The following is a 17,294-nucleotide window of genomic DNA, read 5'->3' as shown; positions in this document are numbered from 1 at the left end:
ATGATAATACCCTACCATAATTGTCTTTTTTCAACGCGCAACTTTTTCTAGTACCAATACGCTGCAGGGCTACTTTCAGCTCTTCTGCGCCGCAGAGAAAAAAATGGATCAACATGTGCTGCCCTAGTCAAATTCCATGCCTATTTTTTTTGTGGACTCAGAATGGTACACTGATTACCGAAGGTATCCGTGAAGGTGATATTGCAAATTTTTAATGTTAAAGGCATAAACCCCCTCAGGTACTCGTTTACCGGATGAACCTGATTTTGACGTTATTTTTCGATGAAATACCGGAGGGAAGGAATGACAGACAATTATGCAAAAATTGTTCAAGACAATCTTAATCGACTCTACGGAAATCTTTCTCAAGACCTAGCAAAGAACCTGCCAGGCGAGCAGGATGGAGAGCGGTTTGTTTTTGATGCATTTGGTGAAAGATGTGTGATTGAGCCGGAAAGAATTACGCTTGGTGAGGAACCGCACTCCTCAGTACTTGGAATTCTAATATCTCTTTACGTCTTAAATGCCTGCTCAGATATTTGTATTCTTTCACCCCTCAGATCATTCAAGGAGTTTCCTGGCAGTATGCCTTATGTAGGGGCTTTTGCTACACATACTGAACAATTGCTTGTCCCTCATGTTACCAGAATCAAAGAAACGGAGCAAAGAATTATTCAAAAGCTCAAAGGGGAGAAAACTCCTTCTGACGCAGGGGGTGATTTTTCCTTTATTGTTTATCCATTTCCAAAAATTGCACTATGCTATATTTTTTATGAAGCAGATGATGAATTTCCTGCTTCGGTAACATGCCTCTATTCAAATAACGCAAATCAATTTATGCCAGTAGATGGACTTGCTGATGTGGGGGAATACACATCCAGGAAAATTGTGAACCTGATCGATTGATCATGAGAACCAGGCTAAAATATAACAAGACTTCTGCAATTGAAAATATGAGAACCCTGGCCAAGGTCTTAAGCCGTTTGTCCGAGCCACCTTCCCGTACCCACACAGGAGCGCGGGCTCGATGGACGAGAGGGGACCGCAAAAAAGCGAAAAATGAGCAGTTGTGTGAGATTTTCGTGGTTGAAAAGTACGGTGAGAGGCTACGTTGGCAGAACTGTTTCTTTTGTTACCGAACCATGATGAAATCCGACGTTTAACCGGTCATTTTTTGTACCATAAACTTTTTTCCTGTAATCCCGCATGGAGCAAAAACCTACCTACGCCGAGTTGGTCCGGCAGAACGGCACCTTAATTCTCGAATCCCTGCGCCTGAAGGCGGCTGAAGAAACCTGTCATCGGCAAAACAGCTCCTTGAAGGCGCTGAGTGAAACCTCTCTTGGTTTAATTGATAAGCTTGATAAAGAAGAACTGCTGGAAAATATCCTCGAGCGGGCCGCCTCGCTGAGCGGCACGGCCCACGGCTTCATCTATTTGCCCGAGCGGGGGGAAGAGTTGATGCAGATGCGGGTGGGGATGGGCTTTTTCAAGAGCCAGCTGGGGCGGCAGGTTCGACTGGGCCAGGGCATGGGCGGGCAGGTGTGGCAGGCCGAGGTACCGCTGCTGGTCGAGGATTATCAGACCTGGTCCGATCGTCTGGCCGATAAGGTCCTCGACGGGTTGCGTTCTATTGTCGGGATACCGCTCAAATACGATAATCGAGTCCTCGGGGTGATCGGACTTGCCCATGTCGACGGCGACAAGCGTTTCAGCAATGAGGATATCGCCACCCTGGAGCGGTTTGCCGCCCTGGCGCTCATCGCGCTGGAAAAGGCCCGTTTATACGCCGATGTACGCCACGAACTGGCAGAGAGGAAGCGGGCGGAGGCGGTGTTGCGGGAAAGCGAGATGCGTTATCGAACCTTCCTCGAATCGTCGCCCGATCCGATTGTCGTCTACGATATGAAGGGCATTGCCACGTATGTCAATCCGGCCTTTGAGCAGACCTTTGACTTATCGCGGGATGAACTTCTCGGCAAGCAGATCGATTTTGTCCCGCCGGAGAGCGTCGAGGAGACACGGACGGCCATCAAACAGATGCTCAGTGGTCAAAAGATCCATCTCTTTGAGACCAGACGCCTGACCCGGGCGGGAAAAGTTCTCGATGTGCAGCTCAGTTCCACCCTGTATCAGGGCGTTGACGGGCAACCGCTCGGCAATATCGTCATCCTGCGGGATATCAGCGATCGAAAGCGTGATGAACAGGAACTGGATAGATATCGCGGGCATCTTGAAGAGCTGGTGACGGAGCGGACAGCTGAACTGGCGCAGACCAATCTTAAACTTGAGCAGGAAATAGAAGATCGAAAACGGGCGGAAAAAGCCCTGAAAAAACGTGAGAAAGAGCTGCAGGCGCAGTCCCACCATCTCGAAGAAGTCAATACCGCTCTGCGGGTCCTGTTAAAACAACGGGAAGTAGATAAAAAGGAACTCGGGGAGGTTGTTTTGCGCAATGTCCAGGAGCTGGTCAGCCCCTATCTGCAGCGAGTTGCCGACGGACGGCTGAGTATCCAGCAACAAACCCTGGTACAGATCCTCGAAACCAATTTAAACAATATCGTTTCCCCGTTCCTCGACAAGCTGACCTCGGATCTGGTGCAGTTGACGCCGACCGAAATCAGGGTGGCCAGTCTGGTCAAGGAAGGAAAAACCAATAAAGAAATAGCCGAAGTGCTGCTGGTGTCAAAAAATACCATCCTCTTTCACCGGCACAAGATCAGGGGTAAATTAGGTATAAAGAACAAGAAGATAAACCTGCAATCTCATTTATTGTCCATGGTGAAATAGTAGTATTTACCCACTATTTTACCGCTATTTAATAAACTTGCGATTTTTTGTGGATTAAGTAATGTATAAGTAAATTTGATATAAAAAAATCCCGAGGGGATACGCGCCTTGACGAAAATATTGTCCAGTTTCATTATTGAGCATGCACCAGCTAGAACTCGCGATTTGGAGAAATCTATGACGCAGCTGATTGTTTCTGATGTTACGCTTACCTTCGGCGGATTAAACGCACTCTCCAATGTCGATATCACTATCGAGCCCGGGCTTATCACCTCGATCATCGGTCCCAACGGGGCCGGTAAAACAAGTATTCTCAACTGTATTTCCGGTTTCTATCACCCTACCAAAGGGCAGATTGTCTACGGGGAACGTACCCTGACCCATGCCTCGCCGCATCAGATTTCCAATATCGGCATAGCCAGAGCCTTTCAAAATCTTGAGCTGTTTCGCGGTCTGTCGGTGCTTGATAATCTGCTCCTCGCCCGTCATCAAAACCTGCGCTACTCAATCCTGCATGCGGTCATTTTCTTTGGCAAGGCATCACGACTGGAGGCGGAAAATCGCGCCTATGTAGAAAAAATAATCAATTTCATGGAGTTGGAACCCTACCGAAAAAGCATGGTCGGTAACCTGAGCTATGGAGTGCAAAAAAGAGTCGAGGTCGCCCGGGCCCTGACGCTGGCGCCGCAACTGCTGCTGCTCGATGAACCCATGGCCGGAATGAACATCGAGGAAAAAGAAGACATTGTACGTTTTATTCTTGATTTAAAGAAAGAGTGGGGCGTCACGGTGGTGCTGGTTGAGCATGACCTGGGGGTGGTCATGGATATTTCCGACCAGATCTACGTCCTCGATTTTGGCGAATTGATCGGTTCGGGAACACCGCAGGAGGTTGCCTCCGATCCGCGAGTGATTGAAGCCTATATTGGAGAAGAATAATTGCGTATGGAAAATCAAGACCATCTGGTAAAGCACACCATTCCGCAACTTCTGCGATGGCGGGTGAAGGCGACTGGCAAGAAAGTTGCTTTGCGGGAAAAGGATTTTGGCTGCTGGATCAGCTATACCTGGGATGAGTACTATGCTTTTGTGCGCAAGGTCGGCCTTGGTCTGCTCAAGATCGGTTTTGCCAAAGGAGATAAACTTGTCATCATCAGCGATAATATTCCGGAAACGCTGTACATGGCCATCGGCGCGCAGGCCGTAGGCGGTATTTCCGCAGCCATCTATCAAACCAGCCTGCCCGACGAGATCGGCGGGATTCTCGAATACCTCAATGTCAGCATTGTCTTCTGCAGCGATCAGGAGCAGGTCGATAAGGTGGCCGAGGTGCGCGACAGAATTCCCGGCGTACAGAAAGTTATCTATGAGGACCCCCGAGGCATGCGCGGCTACCAGGCTGATGACTGGTTCATGTCCATTGAAGAGCTGTATGCGCTTGGCGAAGAATCGCATGACAAGGACCCGGAACTGTTCAACAACCTGGTCGACGAAGGCAAACCCGACGATGTCTGCCATCTGTGTCTGACCTCCGGCACCACCGGACTGCCGAAAGGCGCCATGCTCACCCATCGAAATTATATCAACATGGGCCTGCAGATCACCAAGGTCGATCCCCTGGAAGAGACTGATGAGTATCTGTCGTTTCTGCCCTTTGCCTGGATCGGCGAACAGATGAACTCTTTCGGCGTGGCCATGGCCACCGGCATCGCCGTCAATTTTCCGGAGTCGGTGGAAACCAGCATGAGTGATCTCAAGGAAATTGGACCGCATTTCATGTTTGGTGCGCCGCGCATCTATGAAAATATCCGCTCGCAGATCTGGCTGAAAATAAATGAATCCTATTGGCTGAACCGTACCTTCTATCATTATTTCATGAAAATAGGCGAAGAGGCGGCGGGCTATCGCATGTCAGGCAGGGTGATGCCCGGTAAACTTCGTTTTCTCGCCTGGCTTGGCAAGCAGATCATCTTTCGGCCGCTGGTCAATCAGATCGGCCTGCTGCGACTGCGCCGGGCCTATACCGGCGGCGCTGCCCTCGGACCGGAACTCTTTACCTTTTATCAGGCCATCGGCGTCAACCTGAAACAGATCTACGGCCAGACAGAGATCGTCGGCATCGCCTATATGCACCGGGACGGCGATGTACGACCGGATACGGTAGGTAAACCTCTGCCGGGGACGGAATGCAAAATTTCCGAAGAAGGGGAGATCCTGTCGCGGTCGGCCTCGGTCACGCCCGGGTACTATAAACTGCCGGAGAAGACCGCCGAATTGCTTGAAGGCGGCTGGCTCCATTCGGGTGATGCCGGCTATATCGATGACAACGGCCATCTGGTGGTCATCGACCGTATTTCCGACGTCATGCATAATAAAAACGGCGAGATGTTCAGCCCGATGTTCCTGGAAAACCGCCTGAAGTTCAGTCCCTACATTAAAGAAGCGGTCATCTTCGGCGACCAGAAAGACTATGTCGCGGCGCTGATCAACGTTGACCCCATTGTCGTCGGCAAATGGGCCGAGGACAGGGGGATTTCCTTTAGCACCTATATGGATCTTTCCCTGCAGCCGGAGGTTGCCGAGCTGATCAAGGGTGCGGTCGAGTCTATTAATGCAAATAGTGAAAAGCCGCATTTTAAGATCAGGCGCTTTGCCATCCTCTATAAGCTGCTGGATATGGATGATGGCGAATTGACCAAGACCGGGAAAATCCGCCGCAAATTTGTCCGTGAAAAATACAATGATCTCTATGAAGCGCTGTATGACCAAGATATAACAGAGAAAAGGGTGGAGGCCTTTTATCAGTATCAGGACGGCCAAACAACAACGGTTGATACAACCATCCACTTTTACACAATGGAAGGGGACTGATGAGCTATTTTTTTCAACTGGTAGTCAGTGGAATTGTTGTCGGATCGATTTACGCCCTGTCCGCCCTTGGCTTTGTACTCATTTATAAGTCGAGCCGGGTGCTGAATATCGCCCACGGGCAGTTCATTGCTTCCGGGGCTTTTATCACCTATGCCCTGACCGTCTGGGCGGGCATTCCTATCTATATTTCTTTTCCGGCCAGTATGCTGGCGACCTTTTTACTGGCGATGAGTGTCGAAAGGGTGTTTCTGCGGCGCTTGATCGGGGAACCGATTATTTCCGTGATCATGGTCACCATCGGCCTGATGTCCATTCTTGACGGCCTGATCTATCTGACCCCCTTTGGCACGGAGAATTTCTCCTTTCCGCCATTCCTGCCGACGACACCGATTGGTTTTGGCGGGGTGTCGATTTCCTGGACGCAGCTGGTCGGGGTGATCACCACCTTTACCCTGATTGCCTGCTTTACCTGGTTCTTTAAAAAATCGACGGTCGGTATCTCCATGCGGGCGGTATCCGACGATCAGCTGGCGGCAATGTCCATCGGCATATCGGTACCCCGGGTATTCGGTCTGGCCTGGGCAATGGCCGGACTGAGTGCCGCGGCGGCCGGGGGCGTTATCGGTAATATCACCGGTTTGAATTTTGATACCCTGCACGCCTTCGGCATTGTGGTTTTTCCGGTGGTTATTCTCGGCGGGCTGGATTCCATTCTCGGTGCGGTTGTCGCGGGGGTAATCATGGGGCTGATACAGCAATTTGCCAGCGGATATCTTGACGGCCACTGGGGACTGAGCGGTACGGGGGAAGTTATGCCGTATATTATTCTCCTGGTTATTCTGCTTTTTAAACCCCATGGCCTATTCGGCATACACGAAATAGAACGGGTATAAACTATGTCAGCAAATCGTTGGTTGGCTACAGGAAATTATTTTACCTCCTACCGGGAAGAACAACGGATTTTTTTCACCAGCCTGGACAGGACGGCGATGGCACTTTTCATCCTCGGCCTTTTCATCTGGCCGTTCTTCATCGATGTCGGCAACAAGTATATGCTGGTGATCGACAACATCCTCATCGCCGTCATTGCCGTGATGGGATTGAATCTGGTCACCGGTTTTGCCGGTCTCATATCCATCGGCCATGCGGCCTTTGTCGGGGTAGGTGCCTATACCATTGCTTCTTTTGCCCGGGTGTTAGGTGAAAACCACTTTCTTTTGTCGCACGCCTGGCCGGTAATGCTTCTTGTCGCCGGGGCGATGGGCGCTGTTTTCGGCGCCATTGTCGGCCTGCCCGCCCTTCGTCTGAAACATCTGTATCTGGCCATTGCCACGCTTTCCTTCCAGATGATATTTGAGTGGACCATGAAATTCATGGATTTTTTTAACCAGGGGCAGACCATATCCGTTGGTCGGGTGTTCTGGGTAAGCGGCGAGGTGTCCCGCAAGCAGCACTATATCTTCTGGTATTATGCGATCCTGGTGTTGATTGTTCTGCTCGGTTTTTCGGTGCGTAATCTGCTGCGTACCCGCTATGGCCGTTGTCTTATCGCCGTGCGGGACAATGACCGTGCGGCTGACGCCATGGGCATGCACCCGGGCCTCACCAAAGTGTATGCTTTTGCCTTGGCCGGGTTTCTCGCCGGGGTGGCGGGGGCTTTACATGCCTATCTGTATCGTGGCGTCGGGGTCGAATCCTTTACCCTGCACCACTCCATCAACTATCTGGCCATGGCCATTGTCGGCGGGCTTGGCACGCTGCCCGGTTCTTTTATGGGGCCACTGGCGATCAAGATGCTCGATATGCAGGTGGAACAACTGTCCGAATGGGCGAGCAGCCATTTAGCCTTTGCCGCAAATCTTGCTACGGCTCTCAAACCGCTGAGCTTTGGTCTCGTTATCGTACTGTTTCTGATGTTTGAACCGCGCGGCATTGCCAACTGGTGGCGTATCGCACGGTCCTATGTCAAGCTGTGGCCATTCAGGTACTAGGAGCCTGTCCGAATATGCCCTTTTGCCCAAACTCTTCGTTGTTTAGGGAAAATAATGATCGGAATATTAACTATATGCCTGTGCTTATTTTCCCTAAACGCCTCGATTTTGAACAAAATGACTATTTTCGGACAAGCTCCTAGCACAGTTACTCAACCCAAGGAGGAAAGATGAAAAAGGACAATTTGACCAGGTGGATGTTGTTGTTGGGCGCTGTTGTCATGGCAACTCTTCCCGCCCAGGCCCTTGCCGGAGAGGTGTATAAGCTCGGTCTGTCGCTGGCCATTACCGGCCCGACTTCCGATGCCGGCAACCCCTATGCCAAAGGCGTTGAAGACTATTTCAAGTATGTCAACGATACCAAGATGCTGGGAGATGACACAATTGATTGCACGATTCGCGACGATCAGTACAAAAATGATATAACAAAGCAGAATTTCGAAGATTTTCTTGATCAGGGAATTGTCTTTTATTTGAACTATTCCACCGGCAGCACGTTGGCCTTGAAAAAGGATTTTGATGAAGTGAAAATGCCGGTTATCCCGGCTTCCTTTCATGCCGGAAACCTGGAAGATTCAAACTACGTCTTTCTGCCGATCGCCTCCTATTCCGACCAGGCCATCGGTCTGGCCGAATATATTGTGAAAAACCACAAAGGAGGAACGCCGAAGGTCGCTCTTTTTATTCATCCCTCGGCCTTTGGCCGCGGCCCGGTTGAGGATCTGCAAAAGGCGGTGAGCGCCGGCCTGGCCATTGATGTCGTGGAAGTGGTCGAACACGGCAAAGACCTGGATAACACGGCAATGCTCAAGCGTCTGATGAGTAAAGGGGTGCAGTATGTCATCAGCCAGACTGTCCAGTCTCCTGTGGCAACCATGTTAAAGGATGCCGATAGCCTCGGTCTGGTGGCAAAATCTTTTGGCGAAGAGGGGAAACTCACCTTTCTCGGCTGTCATTATACCGGCGGCAATGATCTGGTGGCCCTGGCTGGTGCCGCGGCCGAAAATTTCTACTGGACGACCTCCTACATCGTCACCAACGAACCCAGTCCCGGCGCAACCGCGCAGCTTGAGCTGGCCAAAAGATATAATCGTGACGAAAAAGCTGCAAATTCGCACAACTACGCAAATGGCATGATGGTCGCACAGGTGGCAACAGAGGTCATCAGGCGGACCAAGGCCAAAGGAAAAGAGATTAACAATGTGACGTTGTACGAAGAGCTGCAGGAAATGAATGGCGACAATGCCTATTCGCCCGGAACAACCGTCGGACCGGTGACTTATTCAAAAACCGATCATACCGGCGTTGACTCGCTGCAGCTGTATGTCGTGAAAGATGGTGCTTTCTGGTCCGCCGGTGCACCGTTTATTCCGGAGTACACAGGGAAAAAATAAGCAGAAACTCGTCCTTATTCAGTCCTTTTGTGCCATGAGCCAGGCAAGTGTCATGGCACGGAGGATCGAGACAGGCTCCCAGGATTACGACAGGTCATGTGATGATAACCTCGTAAAAACTTCAATTTCTGATGAATATGAAAAAGCCGGATAATCAGCTGGAAGTCAATAACATAGAAGTAGTCTACAATGATATTGTCCAGGTTTTGCGGGGTGTCAGTCTGAGCGTACCGGAAGGTTCCATCGTCGCCTTGCTCGGCACCAACGGCGCCGGCAAGACTACGACCTTACGGGCGATCAGCGGCTTATTGAAACCGGAAAACGGCTTTATCCGGGAAGGCTATATTAAATTTAAAGATCAGGATATCACCAACCTGCTCGGTACCCATGTGGTCAAACTTGGGGCGGTGATGGTCCCCGAAGGACGCCGGGTGTTCAAACATCTCTCCGTCGATGAAAATATCCGGGTCGGCTCTGTTTCCCGAAAAGACGGGGCGCAGAAGATCCGTGATGATCATCGACTGATGTATACCCATTTTCCAAGGTTGGCGAACATTACCCACCGCATGGCCGGCTATTGTTCCGGCGGGGAACAGCAGATGATCGCCATAGCCAGGGCGTTGATGGCCGCGCCGAAGATGCTCATGCTCGACGAACCGTCCCTCGGGCTGGCACCCCTGCTGGTCAAGGAGATCTTCGAGAATATCCAGTTGATAAATAAAGAAATGAACACGACTATCCTGGTAGTGGAGCAAAATGCCAAGATTGCGCTAGGTATTTCCGATTATGCCTATATAATGGAGTCCGGCAGAATTGTTCTGGAAGGTCCTTCAAAAGAACTCCAGGAAAACCCTGATGTTAAAGAGTTCTATATGGGTATAACCCGTGGCGGTGGCAGAAAGTCCTTCAAGGAAGTCAAATCCTATAAACGGCGCAAGCGTTGGATGTAATGTCAAAGATTTTTGGAATAGGGGAGAATAATGAAATATCTCGTGGGGTACAACGGATCGGAGGAGTCCAAGGCGGCACTCTCTCTGGCAAGAACCTATGCGGAATCTTTTGGCGCTCGAGTCTATGTCGTCGCTTCCATGGGGGGCGGGAGTAGTGAAAAAGTCGAAAATATAGGGAAAGCCGCCCATGATCTGGCCATAGCCGAAAAATTTCTCAAGGAAAAAGGGGTCGCCTGCGAAAGTCACCAGCTGGCCCGGGGCATGGCACCGGGGGAAGATCTGGTCCGTTTTGCCGTGGAGCATGATATCGATCAGATATTTATCGGTGTGGAAAAAGTATCCCGCACCCAGAAGATCATCGTCGGATCGAACGCCCAGTACATAATATTAAAAGCACCCTGTCCGGTTGTTACTGTAAAAAAGTATTCCAAATAACAGAGGTCGTTCCCTTCGAGAATACCCAGTAATGATCTGGTTGGGCGGAAGTCTTACCAGCGACTCTATAAAATTTAATGGAGAGGTCTCATGGGGCTTTATGACTTTACTTTTTATGATCTGATTAACAGGAACGCCCTTGCCTTCGGCAGCCGTGTCTGTTGGCGGGAGGTTGATGACGGTAGACAGTTGACTTTTGCCGAGTATAAGCAGCAGGTTGATCTTGTGGCCGGAGGGCTAGCCGATGCCGGGATTGCCAAGGGCGATCGTATCGGCGTTCTCGGCAAAAACAGTCTCGAGTTTTTTCTTCTTTATGGTGCCGCCGCTTGTTTGGGCAGCATCGTGTTGCCCATTAACTGGCGACTTTCAGCCGATGAGGTCTGTTATAATCTCAACGATTGCCAGGCGAAAATCGCTTTTGTCGATGCGGAATTTCAACACATCCTGGAAAACAAAAAAGACGATTTGTCCACCATCGGCAACTGTTACAATTTGAAGGGTGATATCGGCGATGCCTTGAGATTTGCCTCGCTGTCAGTGGGAGCTAAACAAGCGGTCCCGGCGGAAGTGGCCGGCTCGGACGGTTTCGTCATCATCCATACCGCCGCGGTGGCCGGACATCCACGGGGGGCTCTGCTCAGCCATGGCAATATACTCTGTGCCGACATGCACTTTAACTGCACCATGGCCTTTACTCCGCAGGACGTACATGTAAACCTGTTGCCGCTTTTTCATGTGGCCGGGCTCTTTATGGTAACGAGCACCTTTCATGCCGGGGGGAAAAGTCTGAATGTCAGTAAATTTGATGCCGCCGAGGTCGCCCAGCTGATCCAGGATAATGCGGCGACACTATTTTTTGATTTCCCGCCGATTCTGGACGCCATACTCAAGGCAGGCGCCAAGGACGGTTACGACCTCAGCTCGATCAGAGCCGTTGTCGGCCTTGGCACTTCGGAGGTGATCGAGCAGTTTCAGTCTACCACCGGGGGCAGTTATTACGCCATGTACGGCCAGACCGAGACATCCTGCCTGGCCACCTTAGGTAAGTACGATGATCGGCCGGGATCAGCCGGCAAAGTTATCATGCTGGGCGATGTGCAGCTGGTTGACGAGGACGAACAGTGTGTCGGCATCGGTGAGGTGGGCGAGATCACCGTCAAAGGCCCGATGGTTTTCCAGGGATATTGGGGACTGCCGGATGACAATGGTTATGCTTTTCGTGGAGGGTGGCACCATACCGGTGATCTTGGCCGCTTTGATGCGGACGGGTTTCTCTTTTATGCCGGGCGAAAAGCGGAAAAGGAACTCATCAAACCCGGCGGTGAAAATGTCTATCCAGCCGAGGTGGAAAAGGTCATTCTGCTCCATCCAGCCGTTGCCCGGACGGTGGTCATCGGCGTGCCCGATCCGAAATGGAAAGAGGGCATCAAGGCAGTGTGTCAACTGCATGAGGGGAAGACTATGACGGCTGCCGAGCTGATTGCTTTTGTCGGTGAACGTATCGCTCGCTTTAAAAAACCGCAATATGTCGAATTTGTCGATGCATTGCCGCTGAAAAAAGACGGTTCGCCGGATCGGCAGGCGGTGAAGACCCGGTATGGTCAGGCGTAATTAATAGCCAGACGGCGTCAGTCGCCCATTTTCATCCAGAGCTCACTCGGAAAATGGTCCTCACGGTCGATTGCCGCAGCCAGAGGGGCAATTTCGGTACTGACGATGAGAATATTAACGGCCCTCGATCGTGCACAGACCATAAACGTAGGGACCTTTGCAGCTTTTTTTCCCGGTTCCGGCCATTTTAAAAGAGGTTGCGAAAGAAACAGGATATGGTAAACATTGGACAAAATTTATTTTCTGAAAATAAATAAATCCTGAATCTATCCCGAGAGAGTTTTTTTCATGTATAAGCGTACTTCCGCACGAAAGGGAATCGTCCTCGCGGGCGGAACCGGTTCACGACTCTATCCTTTGACCCAGGTCGTCAGCAAACAGCTCCTACCGGTCTACGATAAGCCGATGATTTTCTATCCTCTGTCAACCCTGATGCTGGCAGGGATACGCGACATCCTCATTATCACCACTCCCCAGGACCAGGGACAGTTTATAAAACTGCTTGGTGATGGTTCCAACTGGGGCATCAGCCTATGCTATCAGGTGCAGCCGTCACCGGATGGCCTGGCCCAGGCGTTCATCATCGGCGAGGAATTTCTCGGTGGGGCAAACAGTGCCCTGGTGCTGGGAGATAACCTGTTCTACAGCCAGAACTTCAGCCAGATGCTCAAAAGGGCCGATGAACGAATATACGGCGCAACTATATTCGGCTATCATGTCAATAATCCCTCCGCATACGGCGTTGTTGAACTGGACCAGGACGGCAAGGCGTTGTCGATCGAAGAAAAACCCGCGCAACCCAGATCGCCGTATGCGGTCACCGGGCTCTATTTTTATGATGACCGGGTGTGCGAGGTGGCAAAATCGATCACGCCATCGGCCCGGGGTGAGCTGGAAATCTCTTCGGTCAATGAATGGTATCTCAAGGATGCAAGCCTCCATGTCGAGCAGCTTGGCCGGGGCGCAGCCTGGCTGGATACCGGAACGCACCGGGATTTAATGGCTGCCGGCTCGTTTATTGAAACCCTGGAGCTGCGCCAGGGCCTGAAAATAGCCTGTCCCGAGGAGATTGCCTACCGCAAGGGCTTTATCGATGCCCGCCAGCTGGAAAAAATAGCCCAGCCGTTATTAAAGAGCGGCTACGGCACCTATCTGCTCAACCTGTTGAAGGAGTGGCCTGCGGCATGAGGATTGTCGAAACCACGATAGCGGATGTGAAGATCATCGAACCGAAGGTCTTCGGCGATGACCGGGGCTTCTTTATGGAGACCTTTCAAGATAAAAAAATGGCCGCGGCCGGTATCACAGCCACCTTCGTGCAGGACAATCACAGCAGCTCAGGCCAGGGCATTCTCCGGGGGCTGCATTTTCAAAAACAACAGACCCAGGGCAAACTCGTTCGCGTTATCTTCGGCGAGGTGTTTGATGTCGCGGTTGATCTGAGAAAAGATTCTCCCACCTTTGCTCAATGGGTCGGCGTTACGCTGTCCGCGCACAACAAAAAAATACTCTGGGTGCCGAAAGGCTTTGCCCATGGTTTTTATGTCACCTCGACCCTGGCGGAATTTGTCTACAAGTGCACGGATTATTACGCCCCTGAACATGAGTGTGCCATTGTGTGGAATGACCCGGACCTGGGCATCAAGTGGCCACTGGTGGGTGGCGCAGAACCACATCTCTCGCCAAAGGACAGAAGCGCCCTGCCTTTTCACCGGGCAGGATATTTTATCAACAATACCTTTGTGGAGCACAAAATTTGAAAGTATTACTCATCGGATCCCGTGGCCAGCTGGGGCATGAGTTGTCCTTTAGCAAACCAGCAGAGATTGATCTGCATGCCGTGGGTGTCGATGTCCTGGACATTACTGATGCTGCACAGGTGATGAGAAACATTGGTGATCTGCAGCCGGATGTCGTCATCAATGCCGCGGCCTACACTGCCGTGGATAAGGCGGAGACCGACCGTGATACCGCCTTTCTGGTCAATGCCTCCGGTCCCGGCAACATTGCCCGGGCCTGCAGGAGTACCGGTTGCCGATGTATCCATGTCTCGACGGATTTTGTCTTCGACGGCGCCTCGCCCCTGCCGTATCTGCCGGAGGACGCGCCCCATCCCCTCAACGTCTATGGCGAGAGCAAGTATCAGGGGGAAAAAAGGGTTGTCGAGGAAACGAACGGCCAGGCCCTCATCCTTCGTACCGCCTGGGTTTATTCCGCCCACGGCAACAATTTTGTCAAGACCATGCTTGGCCTGATGCGCAACAGGGAGCGGTTGATCGTTATCTACGATCAGGTCGGCAGCCCCACCTGGGCGAGAACCCTGGCAACCACCATCTGGACCGCTGTTGTTTCCTTGCCGCAGGCAAAAGGTGTGTATCACTGGACCGATGCGGGTGTCGCCAGCTGGTATGACTTTGCCGTGGCCATTCAGAGCGAAGCCCTGACCCTTGGTTTACTGGACAGGGCAATACCGGTCATGCCCATCAGAACCAGTCAGTATCCGACCCCGGCGACACGACCGGCCTTTACCGTACTGGACTGCAGCAGCACCTGGAACGATTTTGCCATCTCGCCGGTGCACTGGCGGGTCTGTTTAAAAGAAATGCTGCGGGAGATGGTGCAGGAGAAACACACATGATCGACACAAGAAATATTCTGGTCACCGGTGGGGCAGGGTTTATCGGCTGCAATTTCGTGCATTACTGGCTCCAGCACCATCCCGCCGACAAGGTTGTCGTGCTCGATGCCCTGACCTATGCCGGCAATCTGGCCAGCCTCGATCCGGTAAAAGACCAGCCGAATTACTCTTTTGTGCATGGCAATATCGGCGATGGGGCTCTGGTCGAAAAGCTCCTGCGTGATTGCCGCATAAACACCATTGTCCATTTGGCCGCCGAATCCCATGTCGATCGATCCATCACCGGCCCGGATGCCTTTCTGGAGACCAATATAATCGGCACCCACTGCTTACTGAAAGCGGCGAAAAAGGTCTGGATCGATGGCGAGACGATCGTACCGCACCGGTTTCATCATGTCTCAACCGATGAGGTGTATGGCACACTCGGGGCTGGCGATCCGCCATTCACCGAAACCACGCCCTACGCGCCCAATTCCCCGTATGCCGCCAGCAAAGCATCGTCGGACCATTTTGTCCGCGCCTACCATGAAACATATGGCCTGCAGACAACCATCAGCAACTGCTCGAATAATTATGGCCCCTACCAGTTTCCGGAAAAGCTGATCCCGCTTATCGTCACCAATATCCTGCACAACAAACCACTGCCGGTCTATGGCGATGGACTGCAGATCCGCGACTGGCTCTATGTCGAAGATCATTGTCGAGGTCTCGACCTTGTCATCCAGAAAGGCGTGGTTGGGCAAAACTACAATATCGGCGGTCATAATGAGTGGAAGAATATTGATATCGTCAAGCTGGTCTGCCGGAGCATGGATCAGGCCTTTGCCGATCATTCGGAATTTGCCGAGCAGTACCCCAAGGCTCTAGCCGCCCATGCAGGCCACTCGTCGGAGCTCATCACCTATGTTACAGACCGCCTCGGCCATGACCGCCGTTACGCCATCGATGCCGGCAAAACCAATTTCGAGTTAAAGTATGCCCCTGCCGAATCCTTTGAGACGGGCATTGCCAAGTCGCTGCACTGGTATCTGCAGAATGAGGGGTGGTGGCTGCCGCTGGTCAAGGCCTAGGCTTTTAAAATATTTTTATCTATCCACTTGAAATTTCAATATATCGAAGTAAGCTGCGGCTATTCCAGTGATTTTCTCATGTATGCAGGATAATAAATGTTCGAGAGTTTTTGTCAGTTCGGGTACAGTGTGAAACCACTCTATAATTTGTGCTTGTCAGATTAAATAACAACTGGGTTATGCGATGAACGAAAAAGAACTGCAAAAGCAACTACAGACAAAGGTGAAGAAGAAACTCGAAGTGTTGTTTTCCCGCTACAAAATGGACTTTGGCGGTATTGACGCAGCCTTGAAATGGAAGCCGATTGTGCTCATTATCGGTAATTATTCTTCGGGGAAATCAACACTCATCAATGAGCTTGTCGGGCAGCACATTCAGCGCACAGGCCAGGCGCCGACGGACGACTCCTTTACCATCATTACCAGCGATCCCGGATGTGACAATGTAGAAACACCGGGTTCCCGGCTCGTCAATGACGAGAATCTTCCTTTCCAGCATTTTAAAGGATTCGGCGAGAAGCTGATCTCCCATATCTGCATGAAGCAGGTCTCCTGCCCGATGCTGGAAAATATGGCCATCATCGACAGCCCGGGCATGATTGACGCCACCAGTGAAAATGATCGTGGCTATGATTATATGAAGGTGCTTGGCGAGTTTGCCAAGATAGCCGATCTCATCGTCCTTATGTTTGATTCACACAAGGCCGGGACCATTAAGGAATCCTACGATACCATTCGCAATACCCTGCCGGAGAAATCGGGCGAGCATCGAATCGTCTTCGTCATGAGCAGAATAGACGAATGTGACCACTTGAGCGATTTCACCCGCTCCTATGGAACGCTGTGCTGGAACATGTCCCAGATGACCGGGCGTAAAGATATTCCGCATATTTATCTCACCTACTCCCCGTCCGTCGTCGATCCCAAAACCGTGGCGGAAGGCTGGCCCCAGGAACGCGACGAACTGATCGAGAAGATCAAAAGGGCGCCGGGATTTCGCATCAATCATATCCTCGAGGATATCGACCGTCAGGTGAATGAATTGCAGATCGTCGCCGAGGCGGTCAGCGAATTTCTCAATCGAGCGAATACGGTGTTTTGGAAATTTACCAGAATAACCGTCGGTATTGCCATAGTCCTTTTCCTCTTTGGCGATGTTGTGCTGAACTCGATATTTTCTGTTCCGGAAAACACCCTTATTACCTCGATCAGGAATGGAGAGTTCTCCCTGGCCAATCTCATCGTCCCTGGCATCCTCGCGGCGGTTACTCTGGCTATCGGTTTTCTTGGTTTCAGCAGGATCGCCTTTAGGCAGCAGCTGAAAAAAGCCATGATCAATGGGAGGGATCTGGTCCATCTCGACAATGATTACCGAAAAAATCTCTGGCGGAAAATGGAGTCCAAGGTCAAAGAGAATCTGCAGGGCTTGAAGGTCAGTGACCTGTGGAGCGGCTATGGCAGAGGCTTATCGAAAATTCAGAACTTTTTGAATTATGATCTGAAAAGATATTATGAGAAAATAGTAACCTGACAGTTGCTTTTTT

Annotated in this window: 16 protein-coding genes; 15 read left to right on the top strand and 1 reads right to left on the bottom strand. The window is 51.3% G+C overall.

The window, feature by feature from the left end; translation table 11 throughout:
* Positions 1 to 303: 303 nt before the first annotated feature.
* From ACYQ8U_RS08355 to ACYQ8U_RS08310, 10 genes are all read left to right on the top strand, one after another.
* Entirely contained in the window at positions 304 to 906 is a 603-nt protein-coding gene (locus ACYQ8U_RS08355; protein ID WP_459945080.1) for a DUF3786 domain-containing protein, read from the top strand.
* 300 nt (positions 907 to 1,206) lie between these two features.
* Positions 1,207 to 2,790 (top strand): PAS domain S-box protein, encoded by a 1,584-nt coding sequence (locus ACYQ8U_RS08350; RefSeq protein ID WP_459945079.1) that lies wholly within the window; start codon positions 1,207 to 1,209, stop codon positions 2,788 to 2,790.
* Between the two features lie 177 nt (positions 2,791 to 2,967).
* On the top strand, positions 2,968 to 3,729 hold the full coding sequence (locus tag ACYQ8U_RS08345) for an ABC transporter ATP-binding protein (protein WP_459945078.1): 762 nt from the start codon (positions 2,968 to 2,970) through the stop codon (positions 3,727 to 3,729).
* A 6-nt stretch (positions 3,730 to 3,735) separates the two neighbouring features.
* Positions 3,736 to 5,661 (top strand): AMP-binding protein, encoded by a 1,926-nt coding sequence (locus ACYQ8U_RS08340; protein WP_459945077.1) that lies wholly within the window; start codon positions 3,736 to 3,738, stop codon positions 5,659 to 5,661.
* The gene (locus ACYQ8U_RS08335; RefSeq protein ID WP_459945076.1) at positions 5,661 to 6,554 is read left to right on the top strand and encodes a branched-chain amino acid ABC transporter permease; all 894 of its coding nucleotides are present in this window, start codon (positions 5,661 to 5,663) and stop codon (positions 6,552 to 6,554) included. The genes ACYQ8U_RS08340 and ACYQ8U_RS08335 overlap by 1 nt, the downstream gene beginning before the upstream one ends.
* A 3-nt stretch (positions 6,555 to 6,557) precedes the next feature.
* Positions 6,558 to 7,652 carry a branched-chain amino acid ABC transporter permease gene (locus tag ACYQ8U_RS08330; protein ID WP_459945075.1) on the top strand — a complete coding sequence of 365 codons (1,095 nt, stop codon included), beginning with the start codon at positions 6,558 to 6,560 and terminating at the stop codon, positions 7,650 to 7,652.
* 170 nt (positions 7,653 to 7,822) lie between these two features.
* A complete protein-coding gene (locus ACYQ8U_RS08325) occupies positions 7,823 to 9,046 on the top strand; it encodes an ABC transporter substrate-binding protein (RefSeq protein WP_459945074.1) in 1,224 nt (407 codons plus the stop codon).
* 131 nt (positions 9,047 to 9,177) lie between these two features.
* On the top strand, positions 9,178 to 9,996 hold the full coding sequence (locus ACYQ8U_RS08320) for an ABC transporter ATP-binding protein (protein ID WP_459945073.1): 819 nt from the start codon (positions 9,178 to 9,180) through the stop codon (positions 9,994 to 9,996).
* A 30-nt stretch (positions 9,997 to 10,026) separates the two neighbouring features.
* A complete protein-coding gene (locus ACYQ8U_RS08315) occupies positions 10,027 to 10,431 on the top strand; it encodes a universal stress protein (RefSeq protein ID WP_459945072.1) in 405 nt (134 codons plus the stop codon).
* 90 nt (positions 10,432 to 10,521) lie between these two features.
* On the top strand, positions 10,522 to 12,042 hold the full coding sequence (locus ACYQ8U_RS08310) for an AMP-binding protein (protein ID WP_459945071.1): 1,521 nt from the start codon (positions 10,522 to 10,524) through the stop codon (positions 12,040 to 12,042).
* A gap of 17 nt (positions 12,043 to 12,059) precedes the next feature.
* Here the strand turns inward: ACYQ8U_RS08310 and ACYQ8U_RS08305 are convergent, their stop codons facing one another.
* Positions 12,060 to 12,275 carry a hypothetical protein gene (locus ACYQ8U_RS08305; RefSeq protein WP_459945070.1) on the bottom strand — a complete coding sequence of 72 codons (216 nt, stop codon included), beginning with the start codon at positions 12,273 to 12,275 and terminating at the stop codon, positions 12,060 to 12,062.
* Positions 12,276 to 12,330: 55 nt separating this feature from the next.
* On the opposite strand from ACYQ8U_RS08305, the gene rfbA reads away from it, so the two are divergent.
* From rfbA to ACYQ8U_RS08280, 5 genes are all read left to right on the top strand, one after another.
* Positions 12,331 to 13,230 carry a glucose-1-phosphate thymidylyltransferase RfbA gene (gene rfbA / locus ACYQ8U_RS08300; RefSeq protein ID WP_459945069.1) on the top strand — a complete coding sequence of 300 codons (900 nt, stop codon included), beginning with the start codon at positions 12,331 to 12,333 and terminating at the stop codon, positions 13,228 to 13,230.
* Positions 13,227 to 13,802, top strand: a complete 576-nt coding sequence (gene rfbC, locus ACYQ8U_RS08295) for a dTDP-4-dehydrorhamnose 3,5-epimerase (protein ID WP_459945068.1) — start codon at positions 13,227 to 13,229, stop codon at positions 13,800 to 13,802. Before rfbA ends, rfbC begins: the two co-directional genes overlap by 4 nt.
* On the top strand, positions 13,799 to 14,680 hold the full coding sequence (gene rfbD, locus ACYQ8U_RS08290) for a dTDP-4-dehydrorhamnose reductase (RefSeq protein WP_459945067.1): 882 nt from the start codon (positions 13,799 to 13,801) through the stop codon (positions 14,678 to 14,680). The genes rfbC and rfbD overlap by 4 nt, the downstream gene beginning before the upstream one ends.
* Positions 14,677 to 15,750 (top strand): dTDP-glucose 4,6-dehydratase, encoded by a 1,074-nt coding sequence (rfbB, locus tag ACYQ8U_RS08285; RefSeq protein ID WP_459945066.1) that lies wholly within the window; start codon positions 14,677 to 14,679, stop codon positions 15,748 to 15,750. The genes rfbD and rfbB overlap by 4 nt, the downstream gene beginning before the upstream one ends.
* A 184-nt stretch (positions 15,751 to 15,934) precedes the next feature.
* Positions 15,935 to 17,281 (top strand): dynamin family protein, encoded by a 1,347-nt coding sequence (locus ACYQ8U_RS08280; RefSeq protein WP_459945065.1) that lies wholly within the window; start codon positions 15,935 to 15,937, stop codon positions 17,279 to 17,281.
* The last annotated feature ends 13 nt before the right edge of the window (positions 17,282 to 17,294 follow it).

The organism is Desulfocastanea catecholica, assembly GCF_054657295.1.
Note: the sequence above shows the minus strand (reverse complement) of the source record. Positions and strands in the feature narration are given on the sequence as shown.